Source organism: Aeromonas sp. 30P, assembly GCF_051919805.1.
GTDB lineage: Bacteria > Pseudomonadota > Gammaproteobacteria > Enterobacterales > Aeromonadaceae > Aeromonas > Aeromonas veronii.
Genome location: NZ_JBQBEA010000001.1, coordinates 2,645,463 through 2,669,078, shown reverse-complemented (window position 1 = coordinate 2,669,078; position 23,616 = coordinate 2,645,463). Strand labels below are relative to the sequence as shown.

Genomic DNA, 23,616 nt, shown 5'->3' with positions numbered 1-23,616 from the left:
GCAATCTCTCCCTGAGACCGGGGGCACAGCTTGGTTACAAATCGTGGGCAAGGGGGGATCTGCAGGCTACCTTAAGTGGGTAAGCTGTTGTAGGATCACGCAATTGGATAGGAACAGGGGTTTGGACATCCTATGATTTTAACTTTGGTATTGCTGTCTATTGGCGCACTCCTGTTTTTGGTTATCGCCTATAACGTGGTGCAGCAATATAAGCAGAAGGCAGAGGCGGACAAGCGTCACGCCGTTGCCAGACACAAGACGGTGGCTGACGAGACCGAAGAGGTGTTGCTGAACGTCAATCTGGTGCCTTTCTCCAAGAACATGGTGTTGCTGTTGCAGCACCGGATCCTCGATGCCTATCGCGCCATCGCCCAGGTGATGCCGAACAATCAGATCAAGCAGCGCATCGTCGATGTGCAGACCCAGATCAAGAATGTGCAGGAGAACTACAGCGTGCAGGATGAGGGGCAGTTCAAGACCCCGGAGTCCGATCGTCAGGCGATCCAGATGCTGCAGTTGGTCAAGAAGATGCGGGCCGTGCTGCGGGTCGAGCACAACAAGGGCAAGATTGACCCTCAGGGGTTTGCCCAGGAAGAGCGCCGCCTCGAGCTGATGCAGCTCAAGATCAATATCTCCAATCTGGTCAAGCGGGCGATGGATGCCCGCATTCAGGGCCAATATGGTACTTGCCGCCAGCTCTATACCAAGGGACTCTCTGCCATGGCGAGCGTGGGCGACAAGGATCCCTATCTGCTGGCCCGTGAAGAAGATATGCGTCAGGGGCTCAAGGAGCTTGAAGAGCTGCAGCAGCAAAACAGCGCCCAGGATCTGCAAAACATCAAGGACAAGGAAGCTGACGAGCTCGATGTCCTGTTTCAACCCAAGAAGAAATGGTAAGCATGTCCCACCCACTCGATTCCACACTGGGGCCAATGGCCCCATTTGTTTCTCAGCTGTTGGCCGAACTGGCCGCCACTGGCGTCACCATTTCCCGGCCAACGGTCGATCACCTCTGTTATCGGGCGGCTACCCTGCAGGAATACCGCGCGCTATGTGCTGTGCTGGCCGAGGCGGGCTCCTTGCTGGTGGAGGGGATGATTGGCGGACGTCCCATCGCCACTTATCAGTTGCATCAGCCGCTGTTGGCTGGTGAGGTACAGGTACCCTGTATCGAGCTGGCTGCACCGAAACCGGGTCGCGTCCATCAGGCGGGGCTGGAACATATCGAGCTGGTGGTCACTTCACTGCAAGATCTGGTAGCGTGCTATCCCGAGCTGCCATTCAAAACCGGCAACATGCAGAATAGCCGCAACCCCGATATTGGCCTGATGTTGCCCTCCGGACAGATCAAGTTTCATCTGCGCTCGCTGGCGGAGGTGATCGCCGAAGAGATGGCGACTGGTGCTGTGGTCGCGGTGCCTGCGGATTATTTCGATCAGGAGTGATCCTGCGCTCAATGCGGTGCGAGCCTGACAGGCTCTTGAATAACGCAGCAAAAGGGGTCACCGGTGTGACCCCTTTTGTTATCTGGCGGTGCTGGGTTGCGAGAGCGCCATCTGCTCGTGGGTGACCCTGTTTGCGCTGAGCCCGTTACCCGTGTCGGTGGGGTTGCTGGGCGGGCAGTGGCGATTGGCTTCGCTGCTTGAGACGGCCGAGCCAGAGGCTCAAGCCCGCCGTCAGGATGAGGACCAGTTCAATCCCCATGACCAGACCGCCTAGCTCACCCTGCTCCCAGAAGGGGTGCAGGTAAAGTCCCCCCAGACTGGCTCCCAGATAGTAGGCCACCAGATAGAGGGAGGAGGCGAGGGCGCGGTTGTGTTCGACATGATGACCGACCCAGGCACTGGCGCAGGCGTGTGCCAGGAAAAAGCCGAAGCTGGAGATCAGCAAGCCACTCAGGATCCCGAGCAGGCTAGCTTGCAGCAGCCACAGACTCCCGAGGGCCATCAGGGCGATCCCGACCAGCAGCATGCGCTGTGCCCCCCAGCGGTTGGCAAATCGGCCACTCAGAGAGGAGGCCACCGTTCCCGAAAGATAGGTGAGAAAGAGCATGCCGAGCCACTGGGTGGGCAGGGAGAAAGGGGGCTTGGCCAGCAGGAAAGTGAGGTAGCTGAACTGGTTCAGAAACACCATAAAGTTGAGCCCGCCGATAAGGTAAGCCCCTACCAGCAAGGGGTTGGTCAAGTGTTGCTGCAAGGCGTGGGTAAATTGACCGCGAACGGGGGCGCGCCACAAAGCGGGTCTGATGAGGAAGCAGCCAGAAGACCAGTGGCAGCAGCGACAGGCTGATAATACCAATCCCCAGAAAGGTGTGCTGCCAGTCACCAAACCAGCCCGCCAACAGACCGCCGACCACCCGACCGGCAATGCCACCGAGGGAGTTGGCGGCAATATAGACCCCCACCGCCGAGAGCAGCGCCCGTTTGCTGAACTCTTCCCCCATATAGGCAATCGCGGTCGCGGGCAGTCCTGCCAGCAGCGCGCCCTGCAGGATGCGCAGCAACAGCAGGGAGCCAAACTGCTCAACCAGCGGGATCAACAGTGAGAGCAGGATCGCCAGGGTGAGGGTACCCAGCATGACCTGCCGACGGCCATGGCGATCCGCCAGTCTGGCGCAGATCAGCAGGGAGGCGGCGAGGCCAGCAGTGCATCCTGCCAGGGTCCAGCTGGCCGAGAGGGAGTTGACCGAGAAGACCTCGGCAATCAGGGGTAACAGGGGATGGGTCTGTAGAGGTTCAGAAACACCAGAAAAGAGCCTAGGCTGAGGGCCAGGGTTGCACGTATCCACTCGCGACTTCCAACTTCAATCATTGCGTATTGTCCTGACTACTTTTGGTCAGGGTAGAGTCCTTACGGCTATAAATATAATATATTTAAGTTATCCATCTCATAAGATGAATTGATACATGGATCTGAAACAGCTCACCTATCTGCTGGCGGTCAGGGATGCCGGCTCATTTACCAAGGCAGCCAATAGCTTGCACGTGGCGCAACCGGCCATCAGCATGGCCATTGCCAAACTGGAGCAGCAGCTCGAATTGCGGCTGTTTGATCGACAGGATCGGGCGGTACGGCTCACCCCGGAGGGAGAGGTGCTCTGTCGCCATGCCGAGCGTCTGTTGCTGCAGATGCATCAGGCCGAGGCCGAGATGGCCGAGCTCAAGGGGCTGGAGCGGGGGGAAGTGCGGATCGGGATCCCCTACATGATGGGCTCCTACTATTTCCCCCCTCGTCTGATGGCCTTCAAGCACCGCTACCCCGGCCTCAAGATCCGGGTCGAAGAGGCCGGCACCCGTGAGCTGCTCAGCCGGATGGTGGATGGCTCCCTCGATCTGGCCATTCTCATCACCAGTGATCTCCCCCCGCCATCGAGGGGGCACATCTGCTGAGTGAAGAGATGTTGATGGTGGTGGGGGACGATCACCCCCTGCGCGGTGAACCAGCCGTCACCCTCTCTCAGTTTTTCGCTCAGGAGCTGGCGCTGTTTCGCCGTGGTTTCTACCACCGGGAGCATATGGAGGCGCTGGCCCAGAGCCTGGGCGTCGAACCCGATATCGCCTTCGAGAGCAATCTTATCCCTCTGCTCAAGGCGGTGGTGCGGCAAGGCTTTGCTGTGACCACCTTCTTGCGGATGGTGCTGGAAGAGGAGCCGGATCTGAGTGGCGTGCCCTTCGACCCGCCTATCTATCTCGATCTCTGCGTGGCGTGGCGGCGTGGCGATCCGCTCTCCATGGCCAACCGTGCCTTGCGTGATTTTCTACTCAAGGAGCGCCCGGCCTGATGGCGGCGGGCCATTGCTGAAAGTTTGTTACTATTAACGGTGGGTTCGCTTGAGGGCTACACCATGAAATTGCAGCAATTGCGCTATATCGTCGAGGTGGCGAACCACAGGCTGAATCTGTCGGCCACCGCCGAGAGCCTCTTTACCTCCCAGCCCGGGATCAGCAAACAGGTGCGGATGCTGGAGGATGAGCTGGGGATCCAGATCTTCGAGCGCAGCGGCAAACACCTGACCCAGATCACCCCCATAGGTCGGGACGTGATCAAAGTGGCCGCGGAGGTGCTGGACAAGGTCGCCACCATCAAGGTAATGGCCAGGCAGCATGTGCATCCGGAGCAGGGAACCCTCACCATTGCGGCTACTCATCTGCAAGCCCGTTATATTCTGCCCGCCATCCTCAAGGGTTTCATGGCCCGCTTTCCCAAAGTTGCCGTAACTGTGATGCAGGGGAGTGCGACGCAGTGCCGCGCAGCCGTGCATGATGGCGCTGCCGATCTGCTGCTGGCGGATGAACCGGAGGATGGGGGCGATCTGCTTGTGCTCCCCTCTTTTCAGTGGCAACGGGGCTTGGTGCTACCCAAGGATCATCCGTTGGCCAAAGCAACATCGCTGACTCCGGCCGAGCTGGTGGAGTTTGCATTGGTGACCGATGGAAGGGCTCTCTTCACAGCTCATGGCACTGATTGCGCTCATGCCGAGAGCAGGATCGCCTGCTGTGCGAGCGACAGCGATGTGCTCAAGACCTATGTCAGACAAGGAATGGGCATCGGGGTGATGGCAACTTTTGCCTGGGAGCCCCAGCGCGATGGCGATCTGGTGCTCAAAACGGCGCCCTGGCTACCAGGCGGTGTGGCCGCTATCGGGTTGCGCAGAGGGACATTTTTATGCGGCTATCTCTACGATCTGATAGAACGTCTCGCGCCGCAATTGACCCACGAGCGGGTCGATCAATACTGCGCGGCCCGCACTGGCGAAGAGCTTGAAGCTCTGCTGGCCAATCTGACCGTGCCACTTAGATAGCTTGGGTTGTAGTGGTCATCCCAAGAAAAACGCCTCCCAATGGGAGGCGTTTGACTATCTGACATTCGTCAATGCAGGCTCATTTTTTGAGCATGTGATCCAGCTTGTTGGCCTTGGTCGACAGATAGAACTCGTTGTGGGGATTGCGCCCTTCCTGCAACGGTACCCGTTCGGCCACCGGAATACCGAAGGATTCCATCGCTTTCATCTTGCGCGGGTTGTTGGTCATCAGTTTGAGAGACTTGACTTCAAGCTGCTTGAGCATGTCGGCGCAGATGGTGTAATCGCGCATGTCGGCGGCAAAACCAAGGGCCACGTTGGCCTCCACGGTATCGGCACCCTGATCCTGCAGGTGATAGGCGCGGATCTTGTTGAGCAAGCCGATGCCACGGCCCTCTTGACGCACATACAGCAACACGCCACGACCGGCTTTGGCGATATTCTCCATGGCCGCCTGCAACTGGAAACCGCAGTCACAACGCAGGCTGAACAGGGCGTCGCCGGTCAGGCACTCTGAGTGGATCCGGCCCAGCACGGGCTCGTCACCTGTAATGTCGCCCATCACCAGTGCGGCGTGATCTTTGCCTGTGCCGGTTTCCTGAAAACCTACCAGCGTGAAGGTGCCCCAAGGGGTTGGCAATTTGGATTTGGCCACGAGGGTAACGCTGCTCATAGGTTGCTCCTTACTACTAACGGCTCAAAAAAGGGGGCCAGTTTAGCGCGCCTTGTCAGGAACGACCATAAGAACAAGTCCCTGCATTGCTTAATGAAATCTCCAAATGAGATACAAGCACAGCTGTCCGTCGGGGTTTTGGCCCTTTGTGCGGGTTGATGACTGCCAGGCTCACCACATTCGGGTATAATCGGCGCCCATTAACCCACCCCTTCGGGATGGGAGCAACACAGTGCAGGAGAGAAGTTATGCCTCAGATGGCCCCCGTAATGACAATTGATGGCCCCAGTGGTGCAGGTAAAGGCACCTTGTGTCAGCTGCTTGCTGAGAAGCTGGGTTGGCACTTGCTGGACTCGGGCGCCATCTATCGGGTGTTGTCCTTGGCCGCCCTGCATCACGATGTAGAGCTGGACAGTGAAGCCTCACTGGTGCCGCTGGCTGCCAATCTGGATGTGCAATTTCAGGTTGAGGGCGATCTGGTCAAGGTGATCCTGGAGGGGGAAGATGTCTCCCGCACCATCCGCACCGAAGAAGTGGGTAATGCTGCCAGTAAAATCGCCGCCTTCCCCCGTGTGCGCGAAGCCTTGCTGCGCCGTCAGCGGGCATTTCGTCAGGCCCCGGGTCTGATTGCCGATGGTCGTGACATGGGTACAGTTGTTTTCCCCGAGGCCGAGGTGAAGATTTTCCTCGACGCCAGTGCCGAAGAACGGGCCCAGCGTCGCTATAAGCAGTTGCAAGATAAGGGCTTTGATGTTAACTTTGAGCGTCTTTTAACCGAGATTCGGGAACGTGACGATCGCGACAGAAATCGCGCTACAGCACCCCTGAAACCGGCAGAAGATGCTCTGGTGGTAGACTCTACCGCCATGACCATAGATGAAGTGCTGGCAACAGTACTCGCCTATGCAGAGCAACAACTTGGTGATGCCAGCGCAAGCTGACATCCGGTCGTCTGCACCAAGGATGGCGCAGATTATTTAAAACAGCCCCGCTTGTGCCGGATTGCAAGTGGATGTTTCATTTGTGACATAAACAATGATCGAATCTTTTGCTCAACTCTTTGAAGAGTCCCTGAACGCCGTTGAAACCCGTCAAGGTTCCATCGTCAAGGGTACTGTCGTTGCTATCGAGAACGGTTTCGTACTGGTTGACGCCGGTCTGAAATCCGAGTCCGCTATCCCGGCTGAAGAATTCAAGAACGCCATGGGCGAGCTGGAAATCAACGTCGGCGACACCGTTGACGTGGCTCTGGACTCTATCGAAGATGGTTTCGGCGAAACCAAGCTGTCCCGCGAAAAAGCCAAGCGCCACGAAGCCTGGCTGCAGCTTGAGAAGGCTTACGAAGAGCAAGCTACCGTTATCGGTATCATCAACGGCAAGGTCAAGGGTGGTTTCACCGTTGAACTGAACGGCATCCGTGCCTTCCTGCCGGGTTCTCTGGTTGACGTGCGTCCGATCCGTGACACCGCTCACCTGGAAAACAAAGAACTCGAGTTCAAAGTCATCAAGCTGGACCAGAAGCGCAACAACGTTGTTGTTTCCCGTCGTGCCGTGATCGAGACCGAGAACACCTCCGAGCGCGAAAGCCTGCTGGCTAACCTGCAAGAAGGTCAAGAAGTTAAGGGTATCGTCAAGAACCTGACCGACTACGGTGCATTCGTAGATCTGGGCGGTGTTGACGGCCTGCTGCACATCACCGACATGGCGTGGAAGCGCGTTAAGCATCCTTCCGAAATCGTCAACGTTGGCGACGAGATCGCTGTCAAGGTTCTGAAGTTCGACCGCGAGCGTACCCGTGTATCCTTGGGTCTGAAGCAGCTGGGCGAAGATCCTTGGGTTGCTATCGCCAAGCGTTACCCGGAGACCACCCGTCTGTCTGGCCGCGTGACCAACCTGACCGACTACGGCTGCTTCGTTGAAATCGAAGAAGGCGTTGAAGGCCTGGTACACGTATCCGAGATGGATTGGACCAACAAGAACATCCACCCGTCCAAAGTTGTTAACGTTGGCGACGTGGTTGACGTGATGGTTCTGGACATCGACGAAGAGCGTCGTCGTATCTCCCTGGGTCTGAAGCAGTGCAAATCCAACCCGTGGCAGCTGTTTGCCGAAACTCACGCCAAAGGCGACCGTGTTTCCGGCAAGATCAAGTCCATCACTGACTTCGGTATCTTCATCGGTCTGGATGGCGGCATCGACGGCCTGGTTCACCTGTCTGACATCTCCTGGAACAACCAGGGCGAAGAAGCCGTGCGTGAATTCAAGAAAGGCGACGAGATCGAAGCCGTTGTTCTGCAAGTGGATCCGGAGCGTGAGCGCATCTCCCTGGGTGTCAAGCAGATCGAAGAAGACCCGTTCAACAAGTACCTGGCTGACAACAAGAAAGGTGCTATCGTGAAGGGTAAGGTTACCGAGGTTGATGCCAAAGGTGCCGTTATCGAACTGGCTGATGGCGTAGAAGGCTACCTGCGTGCCTCCGACGCTGCTCGTGACCGTGTAGAAGACGCCACTCTGGTGCTGTCTGTTGGTGACGAAGTTGAAGCTAAATTCATGGGCGTTGATCGTAAGAACCGCACCGTAAGCCTGTCTGTCCGTGCTAAGGACGAGGCTGATGAGCGTGTTGCTATCGATAACCTGAACCAGCAAGAAGAAGTTGTGTTCAGCAATGCTATGATGGAAGCGTTCAAAGCCGCCAAGGGTGAGTAATCCTTGATGCAAGAAAAGGGCGGCATTGCGCCGCCCTTTTTTATCCTGGCAAAATGAATATTGCATGTGATCGGGGAAGGAGATTTAACGTTATGACCAAATCAGATCTCATCGAACAACTGGCAGCCAGCCGCATGCATATGCCGGCCAAGGATGTCGAAGCCGCCATCAAGGAGATCCTTGAGCAGATGGCGTCGACCTTGCAAAACGGCGACCGGATTGAAATCCGCGGATTTGGCAGTTTTTCACTGCACTATCGTGCGCCCCGTGTGGGCCGCAACCCCAAGACTGGGGACAAGGTTGAACTGACCGGGAAATATGTCCCGCACTTCAAACCTGGTAAAGAGTTGCGCGAGCGCGTCAACATCATTGAATAATGCAGAAATGGGCATACCTCGGGTATGCCTTTTTTCTTTTTGGCACCGATTCCTGTGCCAATCGTCTTGTTTCTTAAACTCTTTTCCCATTCACTCTAGAGTCTGCCTGCGATTTTAAGGATAATCAGCCTCTCATTAGATACTGACAGGGAGCTCTTATGAAGCGTATTTTGGCCCTCATTCCGCTGGTGCTGGTGTTTGTTCTGACCCTGGCGCTGGGCTCACAAAATGGCCAGCTGGTTCAGTTCAATTACCTGATCGCTCAGGGTGAGTTTTCGCTTGCCATGCTGTTGGGCTTCTTCTTCGCTGGCGGTTTTTTGCTGGGCTGGCTTGTATTCGGCCTGCTGTTCCTGCGCCTGAAAATGCAAAACCGCACCCTCAACCGCACCATGCGTCGTCAATCCCGCGAGTTGGAGCTGGCCCGGTCACCGGGTAAGGAATAATGTTCCTCAATGCTTGAACTGCTTTTCCTGCTGTTGCCCATCGCCGCCGGTTATGGCTGGTACATGGGTCGCAGGAGTGTTCGCCAGGACACCCAAAAACAGAGTAACCAGTTTTCCCGCCAGTATGTGGCGGGCCTCAACTATTTGCTGTCCGATGAGTCCGACAAGGCGGTGGATCTCTTTATCCAACTGCTTGAGGTGGACAGTGAAACCATCGAAACACACCTCTCCCTCGGCAACCTGTTTCGCCAGCGTGGGGAGGTCGATCGTGCCATCAAGATCCACCAGAACCTGGTAACCCGCCAATTGACCCGGGAGCAGCGCCAGCTTGCCCTGCAGGAGCTGGCTCGCGACTTTCTTGCTGCCGGTCTGCTCGACCGGGCGGAAGCGCTCTGGAACGAGTTGTGTGACGACAGCGATTTTGAAGAGACGGCGCTGGCACAGTTGTTGATTATCCATCAGCAGTTGCGGGATTGGGACAAGGCCATCGATGTGGCGGTTCGTCTGCAAAAATTCCAGGGCAAGAAGCTGGCCGACCCCATCTCCCATTTCTATTGCGAACAGGCCGAAACCGCGCTTCGTGAGGGCAATAAAGGGGAGGGGCTGGCCAAGCTCAAACGGGCGCTCAATATCAATCCGGCATGTGCCCGGGCCAGTTTGCGCCTCGCTGAGCTCGCCATGGCTGAGGGGGAGTATGAGCAGGCCAGCAAGGAGCTGCTGCGGGTGTTCGAGCAGGATATCGACTTTGCCTCCGAGGCGATGCCCAAATTGCTCGAGTGCTATCAGCAGTTGGGGCGCACGCCTGCGTTGATCCCACTGCTTGAGAAGGCAGTGGAAGATCACGCCGGTGTCAGCGTGACCCTGGCCCTTGCCAAGCTGGTTGAAGAGCGTGATGGCCTGAGCCAGGCCCGTTCGCTGGTGTTGCGTCAGCTGCGTCGTCATCCGTCGATGAAAGGTTTTTACCAGCTGGTGGGTTTTCAGCTGGCCAGTGCGGAAGAGGGGCCTGCCAAGGAGAGCCTCGAACTGCTGCAACAGCTGGTCGGCGAGCAGATCAAAATCAAGTCAACCCACAAGTGTCGGCAGTGTGGCTTTGCCACTCACTCGCTGTTCTGGCAGTGCCCGTCTTGTCGCCAGTGGGGTTCCATCAAGCCGATCCGTGGTCTGGACGGTGAATAACAAGCAATAGGATGTGAGATGCAAGATCCCAAAGTACTGGTAGCGCTGGATTATCAGCACGAGGCAGATGCCTTAGCGTTCGTTGAACGTATCTCTCCGGCCCAGTGCCGTCTCAAGGTAGGCAAGGAGATGTTTACCCTGTTTGGCCCGCAGTTTGTACGCCAGCTGGTGGCCAAGGGATTCGATATCTTTCTGGATCTGAAATTTCACGATATTCCCAATACCGTTGCCAAAGCGGTGGCAGCCAGTGCCGAGCTCGGTGTCTGGATGGTCAACGTGCATGCCAGTGGTGGTGAGCGGATGATGCGTGCCGCCAAAGAGGCGCTGCTGCCTTATGGCGACAAGGCCCCCCTGCTTATCGGCGTGACCGTGCTGACCAGCATGGAGCAGTCCGACATGATCCCCCTCGGGTTGGATGTGAGCCCGGCCGAGCAGGTGATCCGGCTGGCTACCTTGACCAAGGCATCCGGCTTGGATGGGGTGGTCTGCTCTGCCAACGAGGCCCATGAGCTTAAAGCCTTGCTGGGTGATGAGTTCAAGCTGGTGACCCCGGGTATTCGCCCGACTGGTTCAGCGGCCGGGGATCAGCGCCGGGTGATGACACCGAAAGCGGCGGTCGAGGCGGGGTCCGATTATCTGGTTATCGGTCGCCCCATTACGCAGGCTGCCGATCCGGCCGCCATGCTGGCCAGCATCAATGCCGAGCTGGCTGGTGCGTAACAGGCTCACTCAGTGATACGCGGTGCAGGCCGAGCAACAGGCCTGCACCGGCCCCGATAAGATGAGAGCCGATGTGTACCCTGGCATTGATCAGGGTGGATATCGGGCTCTCTCCTGCGTTGTAGAAGTCCATCGCCAGCTTGAGCCCCATCCCTGCCAACAGTAGCCAGCCCGATGTGCGGCGTCCGTGGCGGATATCCTGCATTGCCCCCCAGACAAACAGGCCATGCAGCGAGCCGGATAGCCCCATGTACCATTGGGTCTGCGGGCACCACCACCAGATCCCCAAGCCCACTGCCAGCCAGAGCAGCAACATCAGCAGCGGCAGGCGAGCCCCACCCAGATAGTCGCGAAACAGGCTATAGAGGATGGCGAGGCCGCCCAGATTGAGCAGCAGGTGCCACAGATTGGTATGAGCCAGATTGCCTGTTATGATCCGCCACCCTTCGCCCCCGGCGATCAAGGGCCGATCGAAGGAGAGCTGAAGATTGGGAACGGTAAAGAAGAGTAGCAAGCTGGTGAGAGAGAGCGTGATAACCCAGAGCAATCCAGATTTGTCTGACAACATGAAACAGTCCAACGACAAGAACAGTCGATACTGTACACGTTGCACCCGAGCCCTCAAAGCCTGCCTGTGCGATTATATTGTGCCGGTTGACAATCACACGCCATTCTACATCTTGCAGCACCCCAACGAGGTGGCACATCCCAAGGGGACCGCGGCGCTGCTGGCAGCCTCTTTGCAACAGTGCGAGATCCATGTGGGGGAGGACTTTTCCCGCGATGAGTGGCTCAATGGGTTGCTTGCAGATCCTTCTCGTCGCTGCTATCTACTCTGGCCGGATGAGGATGCCATTTCGCTGACCGATCTTCGCCAACAGTGGGAGAGTGAATCCTCTGGCTCCGCATCCGTCGCCTTTATCTTGTTAGACGGCACCTGGCGCAAAGCCTATCGCATGTTGCAGAGCAACCCGGCACTGGCCCGCTTGCCCCGCATCGGCGTTGGTGCCATTGCCGGTCAATATGCCATTCGAAAGAAACCCTTTCCCGATGCCCTCTCTACCATAGAGGCGGGCTATCACCTCTTGTCCCGGTGGGAGGGGAGGCCGGAGCACTATGCGCCCTTGCTGACCCTGTTTAACCGGTTGAATACCCAGTGGCAGGACTTTGCCGAAGGCCGCCGCGCGTGACATTTGAAGGAGTTATCAAGATGAAAAAAGCAGTCGTGGTTTTCAGTGGCGGTCAGGACAGCACCACTTGTCTGGTACAGGCATTGGCTCAGTATGATGAAGTGCACGCCATCACCTTCGACTATGGCCAGCGCCATCGGGAAGAGATCGACACCGCGCGTCGTCTGGGCAGTGCTCTGGGGATCGCCGCCCACAAGGTGATGGATGTGACGCTGCTCAATGAGCTGGCGGTCTCTGCCCTGACCCGTGACGACATCCCGGTCAGCTGCGAGCTGCAGGATAATGGCCTGCCCAACACCTTCGTGCCGGGTCGCAATATCCTGTTCCTGACCCTGGCTTCCATCTATGCCTATCAGGTGGGCGCCGAAGCGGTGATCACCGGTGTCTGCGAGACCGACTTCTCCGGCTATCCCGATTGCCGTGACGAGTTCGTCAAGGCCCTCAATCAGGCGGTGTCGCTGGGGTTGGATCGCGGCATCCGTTTTGAAACTCCCTTGATGTGGCTCGACAAGGCCGAGACCTGGGCTCTGGCGGATCACTATGGTCACCTCGACACGGTGCGCCAGCAGACCCTGACCTGCTACAACGGCATTGCCGGTGACGGTTGCGGCACGTGTCCTGCGTGTGAACTGCGCAGTCGCGGCCTGAACAACTATCTGGCCGACAAGGCGGGCATTATGGCCAGACTGTTTGAGAAAACCGGGCTGGGTGAGAAAAGCGCAGAGTGAGCCTGCGTCTTGCCGTGGCTTGGGGTATAATCCGCGACTTTTGCAACAAGCCGTGATCGAGATGCACTACCCAATCAACGAGATTTTCCAGACCATCCAGGGGGAGGGCATCTTTACCGGCCTGCCCGCCATCTTTGTTCGCCTGCAGGGTTGCCCGGTGGGCTGCCCCTGGTGCGATACCCGTCATACCTGGGTTGTTGATCCGGCTCGTGAAGTGGGCAAGGCGGCGGTGCTGGATCGCTCCAACGAATCCGATTGTTGGAGCCAACTTAGCACCGCGCAGATTATCAAGAGCTTTACCGACCTGGGTTATCAGGCGCGCCATGTGGTGATCACCGGTGGCGAGCCCTGCCTCTACGATCTGCACGAACTCTCGTCAGCCCTGCTGGCGGCGGGTTATCAGGTGCAGATTGAAACCAGTGGCACCAGCGAGATCAAGACCCATGAGCAGACCTGGGTAACCGTCTCCCCCAAGATCGGTATGAAAGGGGGGCTGCCTGTGCTGGTCTCGGCGCTGGAGCGGGCCAACGAGATCAAGCATCCGGTGGCCACCGAGCACCATATTGAAGAGCTGGATGCGCTGCTCGCTACTGCTACCCTGCGCCCTGATGTGGTCATTGCCTTGCAGCCGATCAGCCAGAAGCCCAGGGCCACCAAATTGGCGATGGATACCTGTATCGCGCGTAACTGGCGGCTCTCTATCCAGACTCATAAATATCTGGATATCGATTAATATGGATTGGCTATCCGACGAACAGGTGCTGCTGACTCTGACCAACAAGATGCCTTACGGTAAATATCATGGGCGGCGTATCATCGATATTCCCGAGCCCTATCTGGTGTGGATGGCGCGCAGCGGTTTTCCGGCGGGTAAATTGGGCCAGACGCTGGCGTTGGCTTACGAAATCAAACTCAATGGACTCGAGTCCATGATTATTCCCATTATTAACAGGATGTCGGTATGAGAATATATACGAGGCAGGGCGACAAGGGCATGACCCGGCTGGCCGATGGTATCCAGTTGCCAAAGGATCATTTGCGAGTCGAGACCTACGGTTATATCGATGAGCTCAACTCCCATATTGGCTTGCTGATTTGTGACGTACCATCGCAAGAGGTCGGCTTATTGGCTGATTTACAGCTGTTGCAACAGGAGTTGTTTGATCTGGGGGGCGAGTTGGCATTCTCCAGCGACGCCCAGAATGAATCAATTTGGCAAGTTAATGCCGCCTGGACCACTCGCCTTGAACAGCAGATAGATCGTTATAGTGAGCCATTGCCGCCGCTGCGCCAATTTATATTGCCCGGTGGTTCCCGTGCCTCGGCGCAAGCGCATGTGGTGCGTACTCTGGTGCGTCATTGCGAGCGCTTGCTGCTGACATTGAGCCGGGAAGAGCGGGTCAATCCCGAGGTGCTGCCCTATCTGAACCGGATGAGTGACTGGTTCTTTACTGTTGCCCGCTATCTCATCTGCGTAGCAGGGGATCGTGAAGTGCTGTGGGTCAAGGCAGCAGATCGCCCGCAATCGGCTATCTGATATGTCACGTTTAAGCGGCAATAAAAAACCTCGCCCTAGCGAGGTTTTTTTATTCGCAACGAGATTGAGATCAGATAGCAAAATCTTCCAGTGATTTGCCTGCTGCCACTGCGCTGGCAATGACCGAAGGCATACGGCCCTGGCCGGTCCAGGTTTTCTCTACGCCATTATCCTGATAGCGATATTTGGCCGGACGTGGCGCCCGCTTGGCTTTTTCTGATTTGCCGGGGTTGGTAGCGACAGCGCTTACCAATTCTGCCGGGTCAATACCGGCGGCTTTCAGCATTTCGCTATATTCGTTAATTTTCCGCAGATGCTCTTCACGGGCCTGACGCTCGGCAGCTTCATCCTGCTGACGCTCAGCAACGATCGCAGAGAGTTTTTCCAGTGCCTCTTCCAGTTGTTCCAGAGAAAGTTCGCGGCAGGTCGCACGCAGACTGCGGATATTAAGCAGTACCTTTAAAAATTCATTCATAGGAGTTACCACGTCGAGTCAGAGAAAAATATTATGTTCTAGCTGATTCTTGCTTGGCGATTTAAATAAGTCAAGCCGGGTTAAATATAATATCCGTGGGGAACATCGATACAGATATTTAATATGGCCTGCAATAGGCTTGGTGATTGGATGCCAATGAAACCGCAGTAGGTGAAAATAGCGTCAAAGCTGGTGTTGTTGCATCATTTGACTACCATTTTTCGAGCTTGATATGTTTGTCATGACTATTTAATCAAAAAACTTGCTATAAGCTGCCATCTCGATAAAATGTGCGGCGAATACCTTTAAGTAGAGGCGCGCTGCCTATGAGTATTTGTGCGGAGGGTGATGCCTGTGATGCACAAGGAAAGGAGTCAGCGCCGAAGTGGCCAGGCCATCATACCGGGCTGCTGGTTCTGCATCTAATAGGTGCAGGACTGCCATAGTCATCCACTATGGAGCGCTACCTGAAGGGGCTGAGGAGTATGACCTCCCCATAGGTTTTGTTTCTTTAGATCCTCTCGGTAGATCTCCACCTGTAATCTTTAGGTGCAAAGAGATCATGGACATTAGTCATTTCGCCGACTCCGGTTGGTCCGTTCTTCCCCCCTGTTGGCTGTCGCGCTGGCGATCATGACCCGCCGCGTGCTGCTGTCCCTTGGTGTGGGCATCGTCACCGGCAGTTTGCTGCTCAATCAGTTTTCACCCCTCGAATCCCTGCATTACATGTTGAATACCGTGCTCAAGATCTTCTGGGTCGATGGCGCGCTCAATCGTGACAATGTCAACATGATCCTGTTTATGCTGCTGCTGGGTGGCCTCATCAGCCTGATGAGCGTCTCCGGGGCGACCCGTGCCTTTGCCGAGTGGGCCGAGCGTCGTGCCAAGACCCGCAAGGGCGCCAAAGCGCTGACCGGCATGATGGTGTTTGCCTTCTTTATCGATGACTTCTTCCACAGCCTGTCGGTGGGGGCCATCTGCCGTCCGGTCACCGACCGCTTCCAGATCTCCCGTGCCAAATTGGCCTATCTGCTGGACTCCACCGCGGCGCCGGTCTGCGTGCTGATGCCCATCTCCTCTTGGGGCGCCTATATCATCGCTCTGGTTGGCGGCATCATGGCGGCCCACGGTCTGACTGAACAGAGCCCCATCGCGGCGTTTGTCGAGATGATCCCGATGAACCTCTACGCCGTCTTCACCCTCATCATGGTGCTGGTGGTGATCGCCTGTCAGCTGGATATCGGCCCGATGCGTCAACACGAAGCGTGGGCGCTGGAAGGCAAGTTGTGGGATGAGTCCAAGGGCCGCCCCATTGGTCTGGATATGGAGAGCCCGGAAGAGAGCAACGGCGGCATGATCGACATGGTCCTGCCGATCCTGACCCTGACCGCTGCCACCATCTATTTCATGATCGATTCCGGTGCGGCGGTGCTGAGCGAGAAAGGTCTGCCGTTCAGCGTGCTCGGCTCGTTCGAAAACACCAATGTCGGCTCTTCGCTGGTCTACGGTGCCCTGTGCAGTCTGGTGGTTTCCATCGGTCTGGCGATGCGTCTGAAGCTGGGTGCCAAGAACTGGATCAAGGCCGCGCCGCAAGGTGTCATGGCCATGCTGCCGGCCATCAACATCCTGCTGTTCGCCTGGACCATAGGTGCCGTGGTGCGCGACGTGGAGACCGGCAAGTACCTAGCTTCGCTGGCTAACGGCAACCTGCCGATCGAAGTGCTGCCTGCCGTGGTCTTTATCCTCTCCTGTGCCATGGCGTTTGCTACTGGTACCAGCTGGGGTACCTTCGGCATCATGCTGCCGCTGGCCGGTGACATGGCCGCCGCCAGCGACATCAGCCTGATGCTGCCGATGCTGGCTGCGGTACTGGCTGGCTCGGTGTTCGGGGATCACAGCTCACCCATCTCCAGCACCAGCATCCTCTCTGCCACCGGTGCCGGTTGCCATCACATCGATCACGTGATGACCCAGCTGCCCTATGCACTGGCCATCGCCTTCGGCGCGGCCATCGGTTACCTGGCGATGGGCTTGATGCACTCCAGCCTGGCCGGTTTCAGTGTCAGTGCCCTCTGGTTCGTGCTCTTTACCGGCTATCACCTGAAAAAGGCCAAAGCGCGGCCAGTGTTGGCCACCGCGTAACATTTATAGAGCAAGGGGCCCGCGGGCCCCTTGGTTTTGTCAGGGGCTTTGGTTAGCATGCGCCCCATAAATTCAGTTTCGGAACAGTATCATGGCTTCACTGCACTACAAATTTGCCACCATGAATTCAGGCAAATCCACCCAGCTCATTCAGGCGCACTTCAACTATCTGGAGCGGGGCATGCATCCTCTGGCGATGACGCCAGCCATCGATGACCGTTTCGGGGTCGGGGTGATCAGTGCACGGGTAGGCCTTGAACTGAAGGTTGACGTGTTCAGCGACAGCTGTGATCTGTTTGAAATGGTGAAAGAGCGCCATGCGAAGAAACATATCGATGTCTTTATTGTGGACGAGGCCCAGTTCCTGACCCGTGAGCAGGTCTACCAGCTGGCCCGCATCGTCGATGAGCAGGATATTCCGGTGATGGCCTATGGCCTCAAGACCGATTTTCGCGGCGAGCTGTTCCCCGGTTCCTACCATCTGCTCTGTCTGGCCGACAAGTTTGAAGAGCTGAAGAGCATCTGCTGGTGTGGCAACAAGGCTCACATGAACTCCCGGGTCAACGAAGCGGGGCAGGTGATGCGTGATGGCGAACAGGTGGAGATCGGCGGCAACGATCGCTATGTGTCGCTCTGTCGCAAACACTATCTCGAAGGTCGGGCCTACAAGTAAGTCGGCTGCGATATCTGAATAGTCGAGAAGGGTGCCAATCTGGCGCCCTTTTTATTTTCCCCAACTTGTATCGCTGTGGTTCAGTCGATCTCGATATCCACCGGCGCAATGATGGGGTCGGCCACCGGCAGGCGTTGAAACAGCTGGCGAAAATGGTGCTGTACCCGACCGATATCCACTAGCGACATGCCGGAGGCAAAGCCGAACCAGACATAGAGGCCGGTGAGATCGCGAAACATCGGCGGCAAATAGCGGGGAGCGGCAATCAGCCCCTCCAGATAGTGCTGATAGAGCACCGGAATGTCATCCAGTGTCACCTTGCCGACAAACAGCATTGGCAGGATCTCGGGCACCCCTTCCAGCACGGCGCTGCGGATAAAGTTGACCGTCTCCACATAGCCACGCACGTAGGAGAGATCCTTGGTAAAACAGGCGCCGCCGCCCACCATGCCGCCACGAAAGACCCGCTGGGTGATCTTGTAGGCGTCGTGCTCGCTGGTGCCCTGTTCCACGAAGTGCTGAAACACCTCGATAAAATCGGCGCCGCGCTCGGCCATGTCGATGGCCATCACCCGATCGGAGATACGCTTGGCCCGATCCGGAAAGGAGCTGAAGGTGAGGGTCTCTATCAGAACAGCCAGCCCCTCCTGACAGGCGGTGATCCGTGGTGAACCGGCGCTCAGCCAGGTGGCATAAGGCTGCTGGCGACCGTTGAGGGTGGTGCCGACATGGACCCATCCCTCGTGTACCTCCAGCACCTGCAAGTCCAGCTCGGAGAAACGGGCGTGGGAGTTGAGCTTGATGTAGTCGCCACCGGCAGCGGCATCGGAGACGATGCCATCGCTCAGCTTCACCTGCACAGTGCCGTCACTGAAGTAGCTCGACAGCTTGCCCTGCAGTTTGGCGACCGCGGCTTCTCCTTCGAACTCCTTGGGGTAGGGGCGCACCAGATGGCGGGCGCCGGGCAGGGAGAAGATATCGCACAGGCGGGCACCCAGCTCCTTGAGAGTCTTGCGATCCCCGCGCAGGTGATCGCTGGCAGAGCCATAAAGCAGCTGGCTGTAACGCTGAAAATCGGGTTGGCCGCGCTGACGCAGCATCTCGATCACCACCATGTACTGATCGACCGTCTCTTGCAGGATCCGGCCAAGATCGTCCTGTGGCCCCAGTTTTCTGCGGATCCGGTCCCGCAGCTCCTTGAGTTCGAGATATTTGTTGCGCGGATCGAAGCCGAGGGGGAGGGCATCATAGAAGTGCCTGTCGATAGCGGGCAGCTCCCTGCCACCGCTTGCCAGAAAGCGATCCTGCAGATGGCGTGGCCATTTGATGGCATCCAGAATGCGGATGGGTTTTTGCAGGGTGAGCAGCTCATCCGAGAGTGATTTCAGATGAAGGCGATACTTTTCTTGGATAGTCATGGGGCCCCCTGTGGGGCAAGCGTCATCGTGGATTTGGCTGAGTATATGCATAGCGCTTGCCAAAAAGAAGCGAGCCGCAGGGTTATCGGGTTGGCGTGCTTTTTGTTGATAGCAAATTGGTTTAGACTGCGCCCCTTGATCCCAATCTTGTCGTGGAAATGATGAATATCCCCAGCTCCGAAATGATAATGCGTTGGTTGCAACAGGCTCGTATCGAGCACTATGTCTGCGACCAGTGTCACGGTATCCACATTGTCTCTTTGCAGTCGGTCGATGGTATTCAGGAGAGCCGGATCTTCGTGGAAGAGGAAGGCCTGCTGTTCTCCTCCGAGCTGGAAGTGCGCCCCTCCGCAATGCTGCCGCTGGTTGCCGAACTGGGCCGACTCAATATGCAGTACCCCTCCCTCAAGGTGTTCCTCGATATCATCGATGACAACCTGCCGCGGCTGGTGGTCGGCCACACCGTCTTTACCAAGGCCGGACTCAGCGTCGAGCAGTTCCTGCTGTTCGTGCAAAGCACTATCGCCGCTACCCACGAACTGGTTGCCGAATGCGAACGTTTCGGCTTCCTCAACCTGCCGGAAATCCAGGTTGCACCGGAATCTGTGCATTAAGTGTTCGAACGGTTCGCTAGGTGAAAAAAGCCGTTGACGCGGGCGGGGCTTTCCCCTAAATTACGCCCCGTTCCAGCGCAACAGCGCAGCGAACACCGTGTTGGCTGAACACGTTAAACCACAGACCAAAATTTGGTGAGGTGTCCGAGTGGCTGAAGGAGCACGCCTGGAAAGTGTGTATACGGCAACGTATCGAGGGTTCGAATCCCTCCCTCACCGCCACATTGCAAAGCCCTGATGGAAACATCGGGGCTTTTGTTTTATGGCGCAATCCCGAGCGGTTGTCAGCATAGGACTGCAAATCCTTATTGTTGATAGCCCAGCATCTGGCTGAACAGCTTGGGCAATAGCAGTGAAATGCCTCGGTGACCTTGACGGCACAGCCAATCCATTGGTCGCTCCTTTTAAAGTTTCCGCCCAATTCAGTACAAGGGCCTCTCGCAAGAGAGGCCCTTTTCATTGCTCGCTGATTCGCCCTGATCGGTACTTGAAAGGCATTCCGTGGTGATACGGGTTAATGCTCCACAGACTACGGAGCCGGGGACAGGTTCAGATGCTTGGTGATGGCCTGATAGAGCTGGGGGTAGTTATCGTCAAAATGGTGTCCTCCCGGCAGGGTGACGCTGGTGACGTTGGGTTGGTTGAGACGGGGGCAGAGGCGGTCGCCGTCATCGTCATCGGCTCCTTGCAGGCAGAGCATCGGCAGGTCCCGGATGGTCTTCACCTGCGGCTCGGTCGGGTAGCTACGTGTCTTGTGGGTCAGCATGTCGCTGACGTGGATCTCGAAATCCGAGCTGGTGGAGGGGGAGAGCATCACGGCCCCGACCAGCCCCTGACGATAGTGCTCCGGCAACCGGTTGATGACGAAGGGGACAATCTCGGCACCAAACGAGAAGCCGACCAGCAGCCAGCGGGGGCGCTGCCAGCGAGTCTGGTAATCATCGAGGATCCGCTCCAGATCGGCGGTCACCTGCTCCGGGGTTTTCTTCTTCCAGTAGTAGGTGAGGGAGCTCCAGCCCACGACCGGCAAGCCGTGCAGCTGAAACTGGGCGCTCAACCCCTTGTCGAGCGCTGCCCAGCCACCATCGCCGCTGAGAAAGATCACCATGGGGGCGTCCGATGGCTGCTTGACCGGCAGCTCAATCAGGCTCAGGTCATCCTTGACCGGGGCGGCATGCGCCGCAAAAGATGAAACGGGCAGTACGAGACTGAGTAACAGCAATATCAGGGCTCTCATTGGCCATGCTCCTATTTCTTGATCAGCCCCAGCGGGCCGCGGCTAATCAGGGTGATCAGGTGAGTCAGGGTTCTGGGCAGTACCAGCTTGCTGCTGCAGAGCAGGTAGCGGGGTTCCCAGCGGGGCGAAAATTTCTCCTTGTAGCGTCTGAGCCCCTGAAAGTTGTAAAAACGGCTGCCACGCACAAACAGGGTATTGCCAAGGCGGGCCCAATAGCTGTTGAGCGGATGATCGTTGAAGCCGGACATGGGGGCCATCCCCAGATTGAAGCTGGCGTACCCCTGCGCCTTACCCCACAGCAGCAGCTCGACAAAGAGAAAATCCATGATGGGGGCGGTGCCGGTATCCAGGCTGTAGCGCATCAGATCGATGGAGAGCATCTCCTTGTTATCGCTCACCCAGAGGTTGGCAAAGCCGACAATCTGCCCCTCGTGCCATACCAGCGCAGCCGGGCTTAGGGTCAGGTAGTCAGGCTCGAAGCGGCCGACCGAGAAGCCCTTCTCCTTGCCCATCTTGCTCTGCAGCCAGGTATCGGAGACGGTTTGTAATCTGGGCAGCAGGGGGGCCACGGCACTTGCCTCGACCACCTCGAAGGTCAGTCCTTCCCGTTTGCCCTTGGCGTGGCTCTGGCGCAGGTTGCGCAGCCGGCTGCCCGCCAGATCGAAGGTGGCCAGATCGACCATCGCCTCTTCACCGAGCTTGAAGGGGATCAGCCCCAGCTCCAGATAGAGCGGAAGATAGCGGGCCGAGACCTGATAAAAGACCGGGTTGGCGTCGTGCTCGTCGCACCGCTCGCGAAATTGCCAGAGCAGCTCTTCGATCTGCTCGGGGCGGCCGACCGGATCCCCCATCACAATCCAGCTGTTGCCCTCGATGCCATACATCAGGAAAGCGTCGCTGGCGGGATGGAACAGCAGGGACTTGTCCTGTAGCTGGGCCAGATAGCCGTGGATCCCCCCTTCGCGCACCACCAGCTCCTGAGCGCGCGCCAGCGTCTCCTTGTCCGGCTTTTCACCGACCATGCGCAGCGGCGCAAGCAGCTGGGCGACCCCGGCCACGGCCAGCACGGCCACCACGCTCCCCATGGCGCGCAGGCCGCGGGCAGCCCCGCCGTGTGGCGAGAAGTGGAACCAGAGGGCGTGGTCATACTCCACCTGACGATAGGAGAAGAGCAGCAGCCACAGCGCCCCCAGCAGCACGGCGCCGACCGAAATGAGCCAGCCCGGGGTGTACTGGGGATAGAGCAGCGACCCCTTGCGATAGAAAAGAGAGCGGCAGGGGGTCATGAGCAGCAGGAAGCTGCCAAGCAGCAGGGCTGACTCCCAGTCGCCCCCCTTGAGCAGGGAGAAGGCGATACCCAGAGCCAGCAGCAGCTGGGTGATGCGAAACGCGGCGTCGTGACGGCGATAGAGGCTGCGCGCCAGCAGGATCAGGAGGATACCGCTCACGCTGCCGAGCACGTGGGAGAGCTCCAGCAGATGGAGCGGCAACACCTGCAGCCAGACTTCAATGTGGCTGCGCATGGTCGGGATCATCCCCGAGCAGAGCAGCAGGCTGCCGGCGGCGAAGGTGCCCATGCTGATAAGGGCGGGAAGAAATTCGCGCACTGCGCTCATCAGCCCCTGTAGCCGCTGCCAGCGCGCTTTTTGTTGCAGCATCTCCTGACTCGCAAAGAGCAGCAGGGCACAGAGAAAGGGAAGCAGGTAATAGATGCAGCGATAGAGCAGCAGCGAGGCGAGCAGCTTGTCGGTTGGCAGATAGTTAGCCAGCAACAGGCTCATGCTCGCTTCGAACACCCCAATCCCGCCCGGCACGTGGGCCAGTACCCCGAGGAAGCTGGCCAGCACGAAGGCACTGAGCAGCACAGGGTAGGGGACGCTATCTGCAGGCAACAGCACAAACAGCACGGCGGCGGCGGCCATCCAGTCGGCCAGCGCGACCAGCAGCTGCGACAGCCGAACCTTGAAGCCGGGCAGGGTCAGGGTGTGTTCGCGCCAGGAGAGACGGTGTGTAGGCCAGCAGAGGTAGCTGGCCACCAACAGCAGAGCCATGACGCCCGCCAGCCTGAGCAGGGTATCTACCCACTGCGGCCAGTCAGGCAGCAGCTGTGATACATCGCAGGTCAGTAGGGCGCCACCTCCCCACGCCAGCAGGCCGAGGAAAAAGGTGATGGAGCAGAACAGCACCACTCGGGCCACTTCCCCGGTGGCGAGCCCCAGTGCGGAGTAGAGGCGATAGCGTACCGAGGTACCGGTCAGCAGGGCAAATCCCAGGGTGTTGGAGAAGGTGTAGGCTATAAAGGAGGTGATGCTGACCTGTTGCCAGGGAAGGCGCTTGCCCAGCGCATGGAGCGCCAGCATGTCATAGCTGCAGAGGCAACCATAACTGAGCAGGGTCAGCAACAGGGCGCCCGTCAGTCGCGGCAGGGGTTGGGACCAGATGGCCAGACGAATATCGTGCCAGTGCCATGCCTGAGTCAGGTGATACAGCACGATCAGAGCGGTGCCGAGCAGCAGCAAGCTGCACAAGGGGCCGAGCCATTTAAGCAGATGACGCCACATGCCATGTTCCTGTGGTCATTGACCGTTTCCCGCAAAGGGGGAGCTGGGTCGTGGATCCGGTTTGGACGAGGGAGGCGCTCGTCAGGAAAATTTCGGGAAGAGATGGAAAGGGAGGCGTCAGCCTCCCTTTGTGCTATCAAGTGAC

General features: G+C 57.7%; 22 protein-coding genes, 1 tRNA gene, 3 pseudogenes and 1 riboswitch. Of the genes and pseudogenes, 19 read left to right on the top strand and 7 right to left on the bottom strand.

The window, feature by feature from the left end; translation table 11 throughout:
• Positions 1-132: 132 nt before the first annotated feature.
• Together ACTG2B_RS12315 and ACTG2B_RS12310 are read left to right on the top strand one after the other, a co-directional pair.
• The gene (locus ACTG2B_RS12315; protein ID WP_005337161.1) at positions 133-897 is read left to right on the top strand and encodes a hypothetical protein; all 765 of its coding nucleotides are present in this window, start codon (positions 133-135) and stop codon (positions 895-897) included.
• Positions 891-1,445 (top strand): VOC family protein, encoded by a 555-nt coding sequence (locus tag ACTG2B_RS12310; RefSeq protein ID WP_181363595.1) that lies wholly within the window; start codon positions 891-893, stop codon positions 1,443-1,445. The genes ACTG2B_RS12315 and ACTG2B_RS12310 overlap by 7 nt, the downstream gene beginning before the upstream one ends.
• A 145-nt stretch (positions 1,446-1,590) precedes the next feature.
• Here the strand turns inward: ACTG2B_RS12310 and ACTG2B_RS12305 are convergent.
• A pseudogene (locus ACTG2B_RS12305) lies at positions 1,591-2,811 on the bottom strand (MFS transporter).
• A gap of 95 nt (positions 2,812-2,906) precedes the next feature.
• Here ACTG2B_RS12305 and ACTG2B_RS12300 point away from each other — a divergent pair.
• Both ACTG2B_RS12300 and ACTG2B_RS12295 read left to right on the top strand, forming a co-directional pair.
• Positions 2,907-3,781: pseudogene (locus ACTG2B_RS12300) on the top strand (LysR family transcriptional regulator).
• Between the two features lie 63 nt (positions 3,782-3,844).
• Positions 3,845-4,801: a LysR substrate-binding domain-containing protein gene (locus tag ACTG2B_RS12295; RefSeq protein WP_236289996.1), complete on the top strand. Its 957-nt coding sequence runs from the start codon at positions 3,845-3,847 to the stop codon at positions 4,799-4,801.
• 79 nt (positions 4,802-4,880) lie between these two features.
• Here ACTG2B_RS12295 and ribA read toward each other — a convergent pair whose 3' ends face one another.
• Positions 4,881-5,474, bottom strand: a complete 594-nt coding sequence (gene ribA / locus ACTG2B_RS12290; RefSeq protein WP_005351157.1) for a GTP cyclohydrolase II — start codon at positions 5,472-5,474, stop codon at positions 4,881-4,883.
• 248 nt (positions 5,475-5,722) lie between these two features.
• Here ribA and cmk point away from each other — a divergent pair, with 248 nt between their 5' ends.
• The 6 genes from cmk (at position 5,723) to pyrF (ending at position 10,896) form a co-directional block, all read left to right on the top strand.
• On the top strand, positions 5,723-6,415 hold the full coding sequence (gene cmk, locus ACTG2B_RS12285) for a (d)CMP kinase (RefSeq protein WP_019444698.1): 693 nt from the start codon (positions 5,723-5,725) through the stop codon (positions 6,413-6,415).
• A 94-nt stretch (positions 6,416-6,509) separates the two neighbouring features.
• Positions 6,510-8,180, top strand: coding sequence for a 30S ribosomal protein S1 (gene rpsA, locus ACTG2B_RS12280; protein ID WP_005337148.1), 1,671 nt, complete (start codon positions 6,510-6,512; stop codon positions 8,178-8,180).
• 92 nt (positions 8,181-8,272) lie between these two features.
• A complete protein-coding gene (gene ihfB / locus ACTG2B_RS12275) occupies positions 8,273-8,557 on the top strand; it encodes an integration host factor subunit beta (protein WP_005299934.1) in 285 nt (94 codons plus the stop codon).
• Positions 8,558-8,715: 158 nt separating this feature from the next.
• A complete protein-coding gene (locus ACTG2B_RS12270) occupies positions 8,716-9,000 on the top strand; it encodes a LapA family protein (protein WP_005337143.1) in 285 nt (94 codons plus the stop codon).
• Positions 9,001-9,009: 9 nt separating this feature from the next.
• Positions 9,010-10,176, top strand: a complete 1,167-nt coding sequence (gene lapB / locus ACTG2B_RS12265; RefSeq protein ID WP_139463884.1) for a lipopolysaccharide assembly protein LapB — start codon at positions 9,010-9,012, stop codon at positions 10,174-10,176.
• 18 nt (positions 10,177-10,194) lie between these two features.
• On the top strand, positions 10,195-10,896 hold the full coding sequence (pyrF, locus tag ACTG2B_RS12260) for an orotidine-5'-phosphate decarboxylase (RefSeq protein ID WP_439995943.1): 702 nt from the start codon (positions 10,195-10,197) through the stop codon (positions 10,894-10,896).
• On the opposite strand, the gene rrtA is transcribed toward pyrF, so the two are convergent.
• The gene (gene rrtA, locus ACTG2B_RS12255) at positions 10,871-11,464 is read right to left on the bottom strand and encodes a rhombosortase (RefSeq protein WP_074042643.1); all 594 of its coding nucleotides are present in this window, start codon (positions 11,462-11,464) and stop codon (positions 10,871-10,873) included. The genes pyrF and rrtA overlap by 26 nt on opposite strands.
• Between rrtA and ACTG2B_RS12250 the strand changes: the two genes are divergently transcribed.
• From ACTG2B_RS12250 to ACTG2B_RS12230, 5 genes are all read left to right on the top strand, one after another.
• The gene (locus ACTG2B_RS12250; protein ID WP_439995941.1) at positions 11,463-12,086 is read left to right on the top strand and encodes a tRNA-uridine aminocarboxypropyltransferase; all 624 of its coding nucleotides are present in this window, start codon (positions 11,463-11,465) and stop codon (positions 12,084-12,086) included. The genes rrtA and ACTG2B_RS12250 overlap by 2 nt on opposite strands.
• 20 nt (positions 12,087-12,106) lie before the next feature.
• Complete coding sequence (gene queC / locus ACTG2B_RS12245) at positions 12,107-12,814, top strand: 7-cyano-7-deazaguanine synthase QueC (protein WP_042013218.1); 708 nt, start codon at positions 12,107-12,109, stop codon at positions 12,812-12,814.
• Between the two features lie 61 nt (positions 12,815-12,875).
• Complete coding sequence (gene queE / locus ACTG2B_RS12240) at positions 12,876-13,547, top strand: 7-carboxy-7-deazaguanine synthase QueE (RefSeq protein WP_439995939.1); 672 nt, start codon at positions 12,876-12,878, stop codon at positions 13,545-13,547.
• A gap of 1 nt (position 13,548) precedes the next feature.
• Positions 13,549-13,779, top strand: a complete 231-nt coding sequence (locus ACTG2B_RS12235) for a DUF3820 family protein (protein WP_257124765.1) — start codon at positions 13,549-13,551, stop codon at positions 13,777-13,779.
• Positions 13,776-14,351 (top strand): cob(I)yrinic acid a,c-diamide adenosyltransferase, encoded by a 576-nt coding sequence (locus tag ACTG2B_RS12230; RefSeq protein WP_368216839.1) that lies wholly within the window; start codon positions 13,776-13,778, stop codon positions 14,349-14,351. Before ACTG2B_RS12235 ends, ACTG2B_RS12230 begins: the two co-directional genes overlap by 4 nt.
• Before the next feature lie 70 nt (positions 14,352-14,421).
• On the opposite strand, the gene ACTG2B_RS12225 is transcribed toward ACTG2B_RS12230, so the two are convergent.
• Entirely contained in the window at positions 14,422-14,826 is a 405-nt protein-coding gene (locus ACTG2B_RS12225; protein WP_206899770.1) for an H-NS family histone-like protein, read from the bottom strand.
• A gap of 302 nt (positions 14,827-15,128) precedes the next feature.
• A riboswitch (Lysine riboswitch) is annotated at positions 15,129-15,300 on the top strand.
• 88 nt (positions 15,301-15,388) lie between these two features.
• On the opposite strand from ACTG2B_RS12225, the pseudogene ACTG2B_RS12220 reads away from it, so the two are divergent.
• Positions 15,389-16,968, top strand: a pseudogene (locus ACTG2B_RS12220) (Na+/H+ antiporter NhaC family protein).
• Between the two features lie 91 nt (positions 16,969-17,059).
• Positions 17,060-17,641 carry a thymidine kinase gene (locus ACTG2B_RS12215; RefSeq protein WP_005337121.1) on the top strand — a complete coding sequence of 194 codons (582 nt, stop codon included), beginning with the start codon at positions 17,060-17,062 and terminating at the stop codon, positions 17,639-17,641.
• An 80-nt stretch (positions 17,642-17,721) separates the two neighbouring features.
• Here the strand turns inward: ACTG2B_RS12215 and ACTG2B_RS12210 are convergent, their stop codons facing one another.
• Positions 17,722-19,059, bottom strand: coding sequence for a flavohemoglobin expression-modulating QEGLA motif protein (locus tag ACTG2B_RS12210; protein ID WP_439995937.1), 1,338 nt, complete (start codon positions 19,057-19,059; stop codon positions 17,722-17,724).
• Between the two features lie 158 nt (positions 19,060-19,217).
• On the opposite strand from ACTG2B_RS12210, the gene ACTG2B_RS12205 reads away from it, so the two are divergent.
• Together ACTG2B_RS12205 and ACTG2B_RS12200 are read left to right on the top strand one after the other, a co-directional pair.
• The gene (locus ACTG2B_RS12205; RefSeq protein WP_193859395.1) at positions 19,218-19,673 is read left to right on the top strand and encodes a YbjN domain-containing protein; all 456 of its coding nucleotides are present in this window, start codon (positions 19,218-19,220) and stop codon (positions 19,671-19,673) included.
• 134 nt (positions 19,674-19,807) lie between these two features.
• Positions 19,808-19,895 (top strand) — tRNA-Ser (locus ACTG2B_RS12200).
• A gap of 307 nt (positions 19,896-20,202) precedes the next feature.
• On the opposite strand, the gene ACTG2B_RS12195 is transcribed toward ACTG2B_RS12200, so the two are convergent.
• Complete coding sequence (locus ACTG2B_RS12195; RefSeq protein WP_204419138.1) at positions 20,203-20,910, bottom strand: AcvB/VirJ family lysyl-phosphatidylglycerol hydrolase; 708 nt, start codon at positions 20,908-20,910, stop codon at positions 20,203-20,205.
• An 11-nt stretch (positions 20,911-20,921) separates the two neighbouring features.
• Positions 20,922-23,471 (bottom strand): bifunctional lysylphosphatidylglycerol flippase/synthetase MprF, encoded by a 2,550-nt coding sequence (gene mprF, locus ACTG2B_RS12190; RefSeq protein WP_421286451.1) that lies wholly within the window; start codon positions 23,469-23,471, stop codon positions 20,922-20,924.
• Positions 23,472-23,616: the final 145 nt, after the last annotated feature.

Coding starts and splice junctions, on each gene's coding strand:
- ACTG2B_RS12315 (WP_005337161.1), top strand. CDS start 133: ATGATTTTAACTTTGGTATTGCTGTCTATTGGCGCACTCCTGTTTTTG.
- ACTG2B_RS12310 (WP_181363595.1), top strand. CDS start 891: ATGGTAAGCATGTCCCACCCACTCGATTCCACACTGGGGCCAATGGCC.
- ACTG2B_RS12295 (WP_236289996.1), top strand. CDS start 3,845: ATGAAATTGCAGCAATTGCGCTATATCGTCGAGGTGGCGAACCACAGG.
- ribA (WP_005351157.1), bottom strand. CDS start 5,474: ATGAGCAGCGTTACCCTCGTGGCCAAATCCAAATTGCCAACCCCTTGG.
- cmk (WP_019444698.1), top strand. CDS start 5,723: ATGCCTCAGATGGCCCCCGTAATGACAATTGATGGCCCCAGTGGTGCA.
- rpsA (WP_005337148.1), top strand. CDS start 6,510: ATGATCGAATCTTTTGCTCAACTCTTTGAAGAGTCCCTGAACGCCGTT.
- ihfB (WP_005299934.1), top strand. CDS start 8,273: ATGACCAAATCAGATCTCATCGAACAACTGGCAGCCAGCCGCATGCAT.
- ACTG2B_RS12270 (WP_005337143.1), top strand. CDS start 8,716: ATGAAGCGTATTTTGGCCCTCATTCCGCTGGTGCTGGTGTTTGTTCTG.
- lapB (WP_139463884.1), top strand. CDS start 9,010: ATGCTTGAACTGCTTTTCCTGCTGTTGCCCATCGCCGCCGGTTATGGC.
- pyrF (WP_439995943.1), top strand. CDS start 10,195: ATGCAAGATCCCAAAGTACTGGTAGCGCTGGATTATCAGCACGAGGCA.
- ACTG2B_RS12250 (WP_439995941.1), top strand. CDS start 11,463: ATGAAACAGTCCAACGACAAGAACAGTCGATACTGTACACGTTGCACC.
- rrtA (WP_074042643.1), bottom strand. CDS start 11,464: ATGTTGTCAGACAAATCTGGATTGCTCTGGGTTATCACGCTCTCTCTC.
- queC (WP_042013218.1), top strand. CDS start 12,107: ATGAAAAAAGCAGTCGTGGTTTTCAGTGGCGGTCAGGACAGCACCACT.
- queE (WP_439995939.1), top strand. CDS start 12,876: ATGCACTACCCAATCAACGAGATTTTCCAGACCATCCAGGGGGAGGGC.
- ACTG2B_RS12235 (WP_257124765.1), top strand. CDS start 13,549: ATGGATTGGCTATCCGACGAACAGGTGCTGCTGACTCTGACCAACAAG.
- ACTG2B_RS12230 (WP_368216839.1), top strand. CDS start 13,776: ATGAGAATATATACGAGGCAGGGCGACAAGGGCATGACCCGGCTGGCC.
- ACTG2B_RS12225 (WP_206899770.1), bottom strand. CDS start 14,826: ATGAATGAATTTTTAAAGGTACTGCTTAATATCCGCAGTCTGCGTGCG.
- ACTG2B_RS12215 (WP_005337121.1), top strand. CDS start 17,060: ATGGCTTCACTGCACTACAAATTTGCCACCATGAATTCAGGCAAATCC.
- ACTG2B_RS12210 (WP_439995937.1), bottom strand. CDS start 19,059: ATGACTATCCAAGAAAAGTATCGCCTTCATCTGAAATCACTCTCGGAT.
- ACTG2B_RS12205 (WP_193859395.1), top strand. CDS start 19,218: ATGATGAATATCCCCAGCTCCGAAATGATAATGCGTTGGTTGCAACAG.
- ACTG2B_RS12195 (WP_204419138.1), bottom strand. CDS start 20,910: ATGAGAGCCCTGATATTGCTGTTACTCAGTCTCGTACTGCCCGTTTCA.
- mprF (WP_421286451.1), bottom strand. CDS start 23,471: ATGTGGCGTCATCTGCTTAAATGGCTCGGCCCCTTGTGCAGCTTGCTG.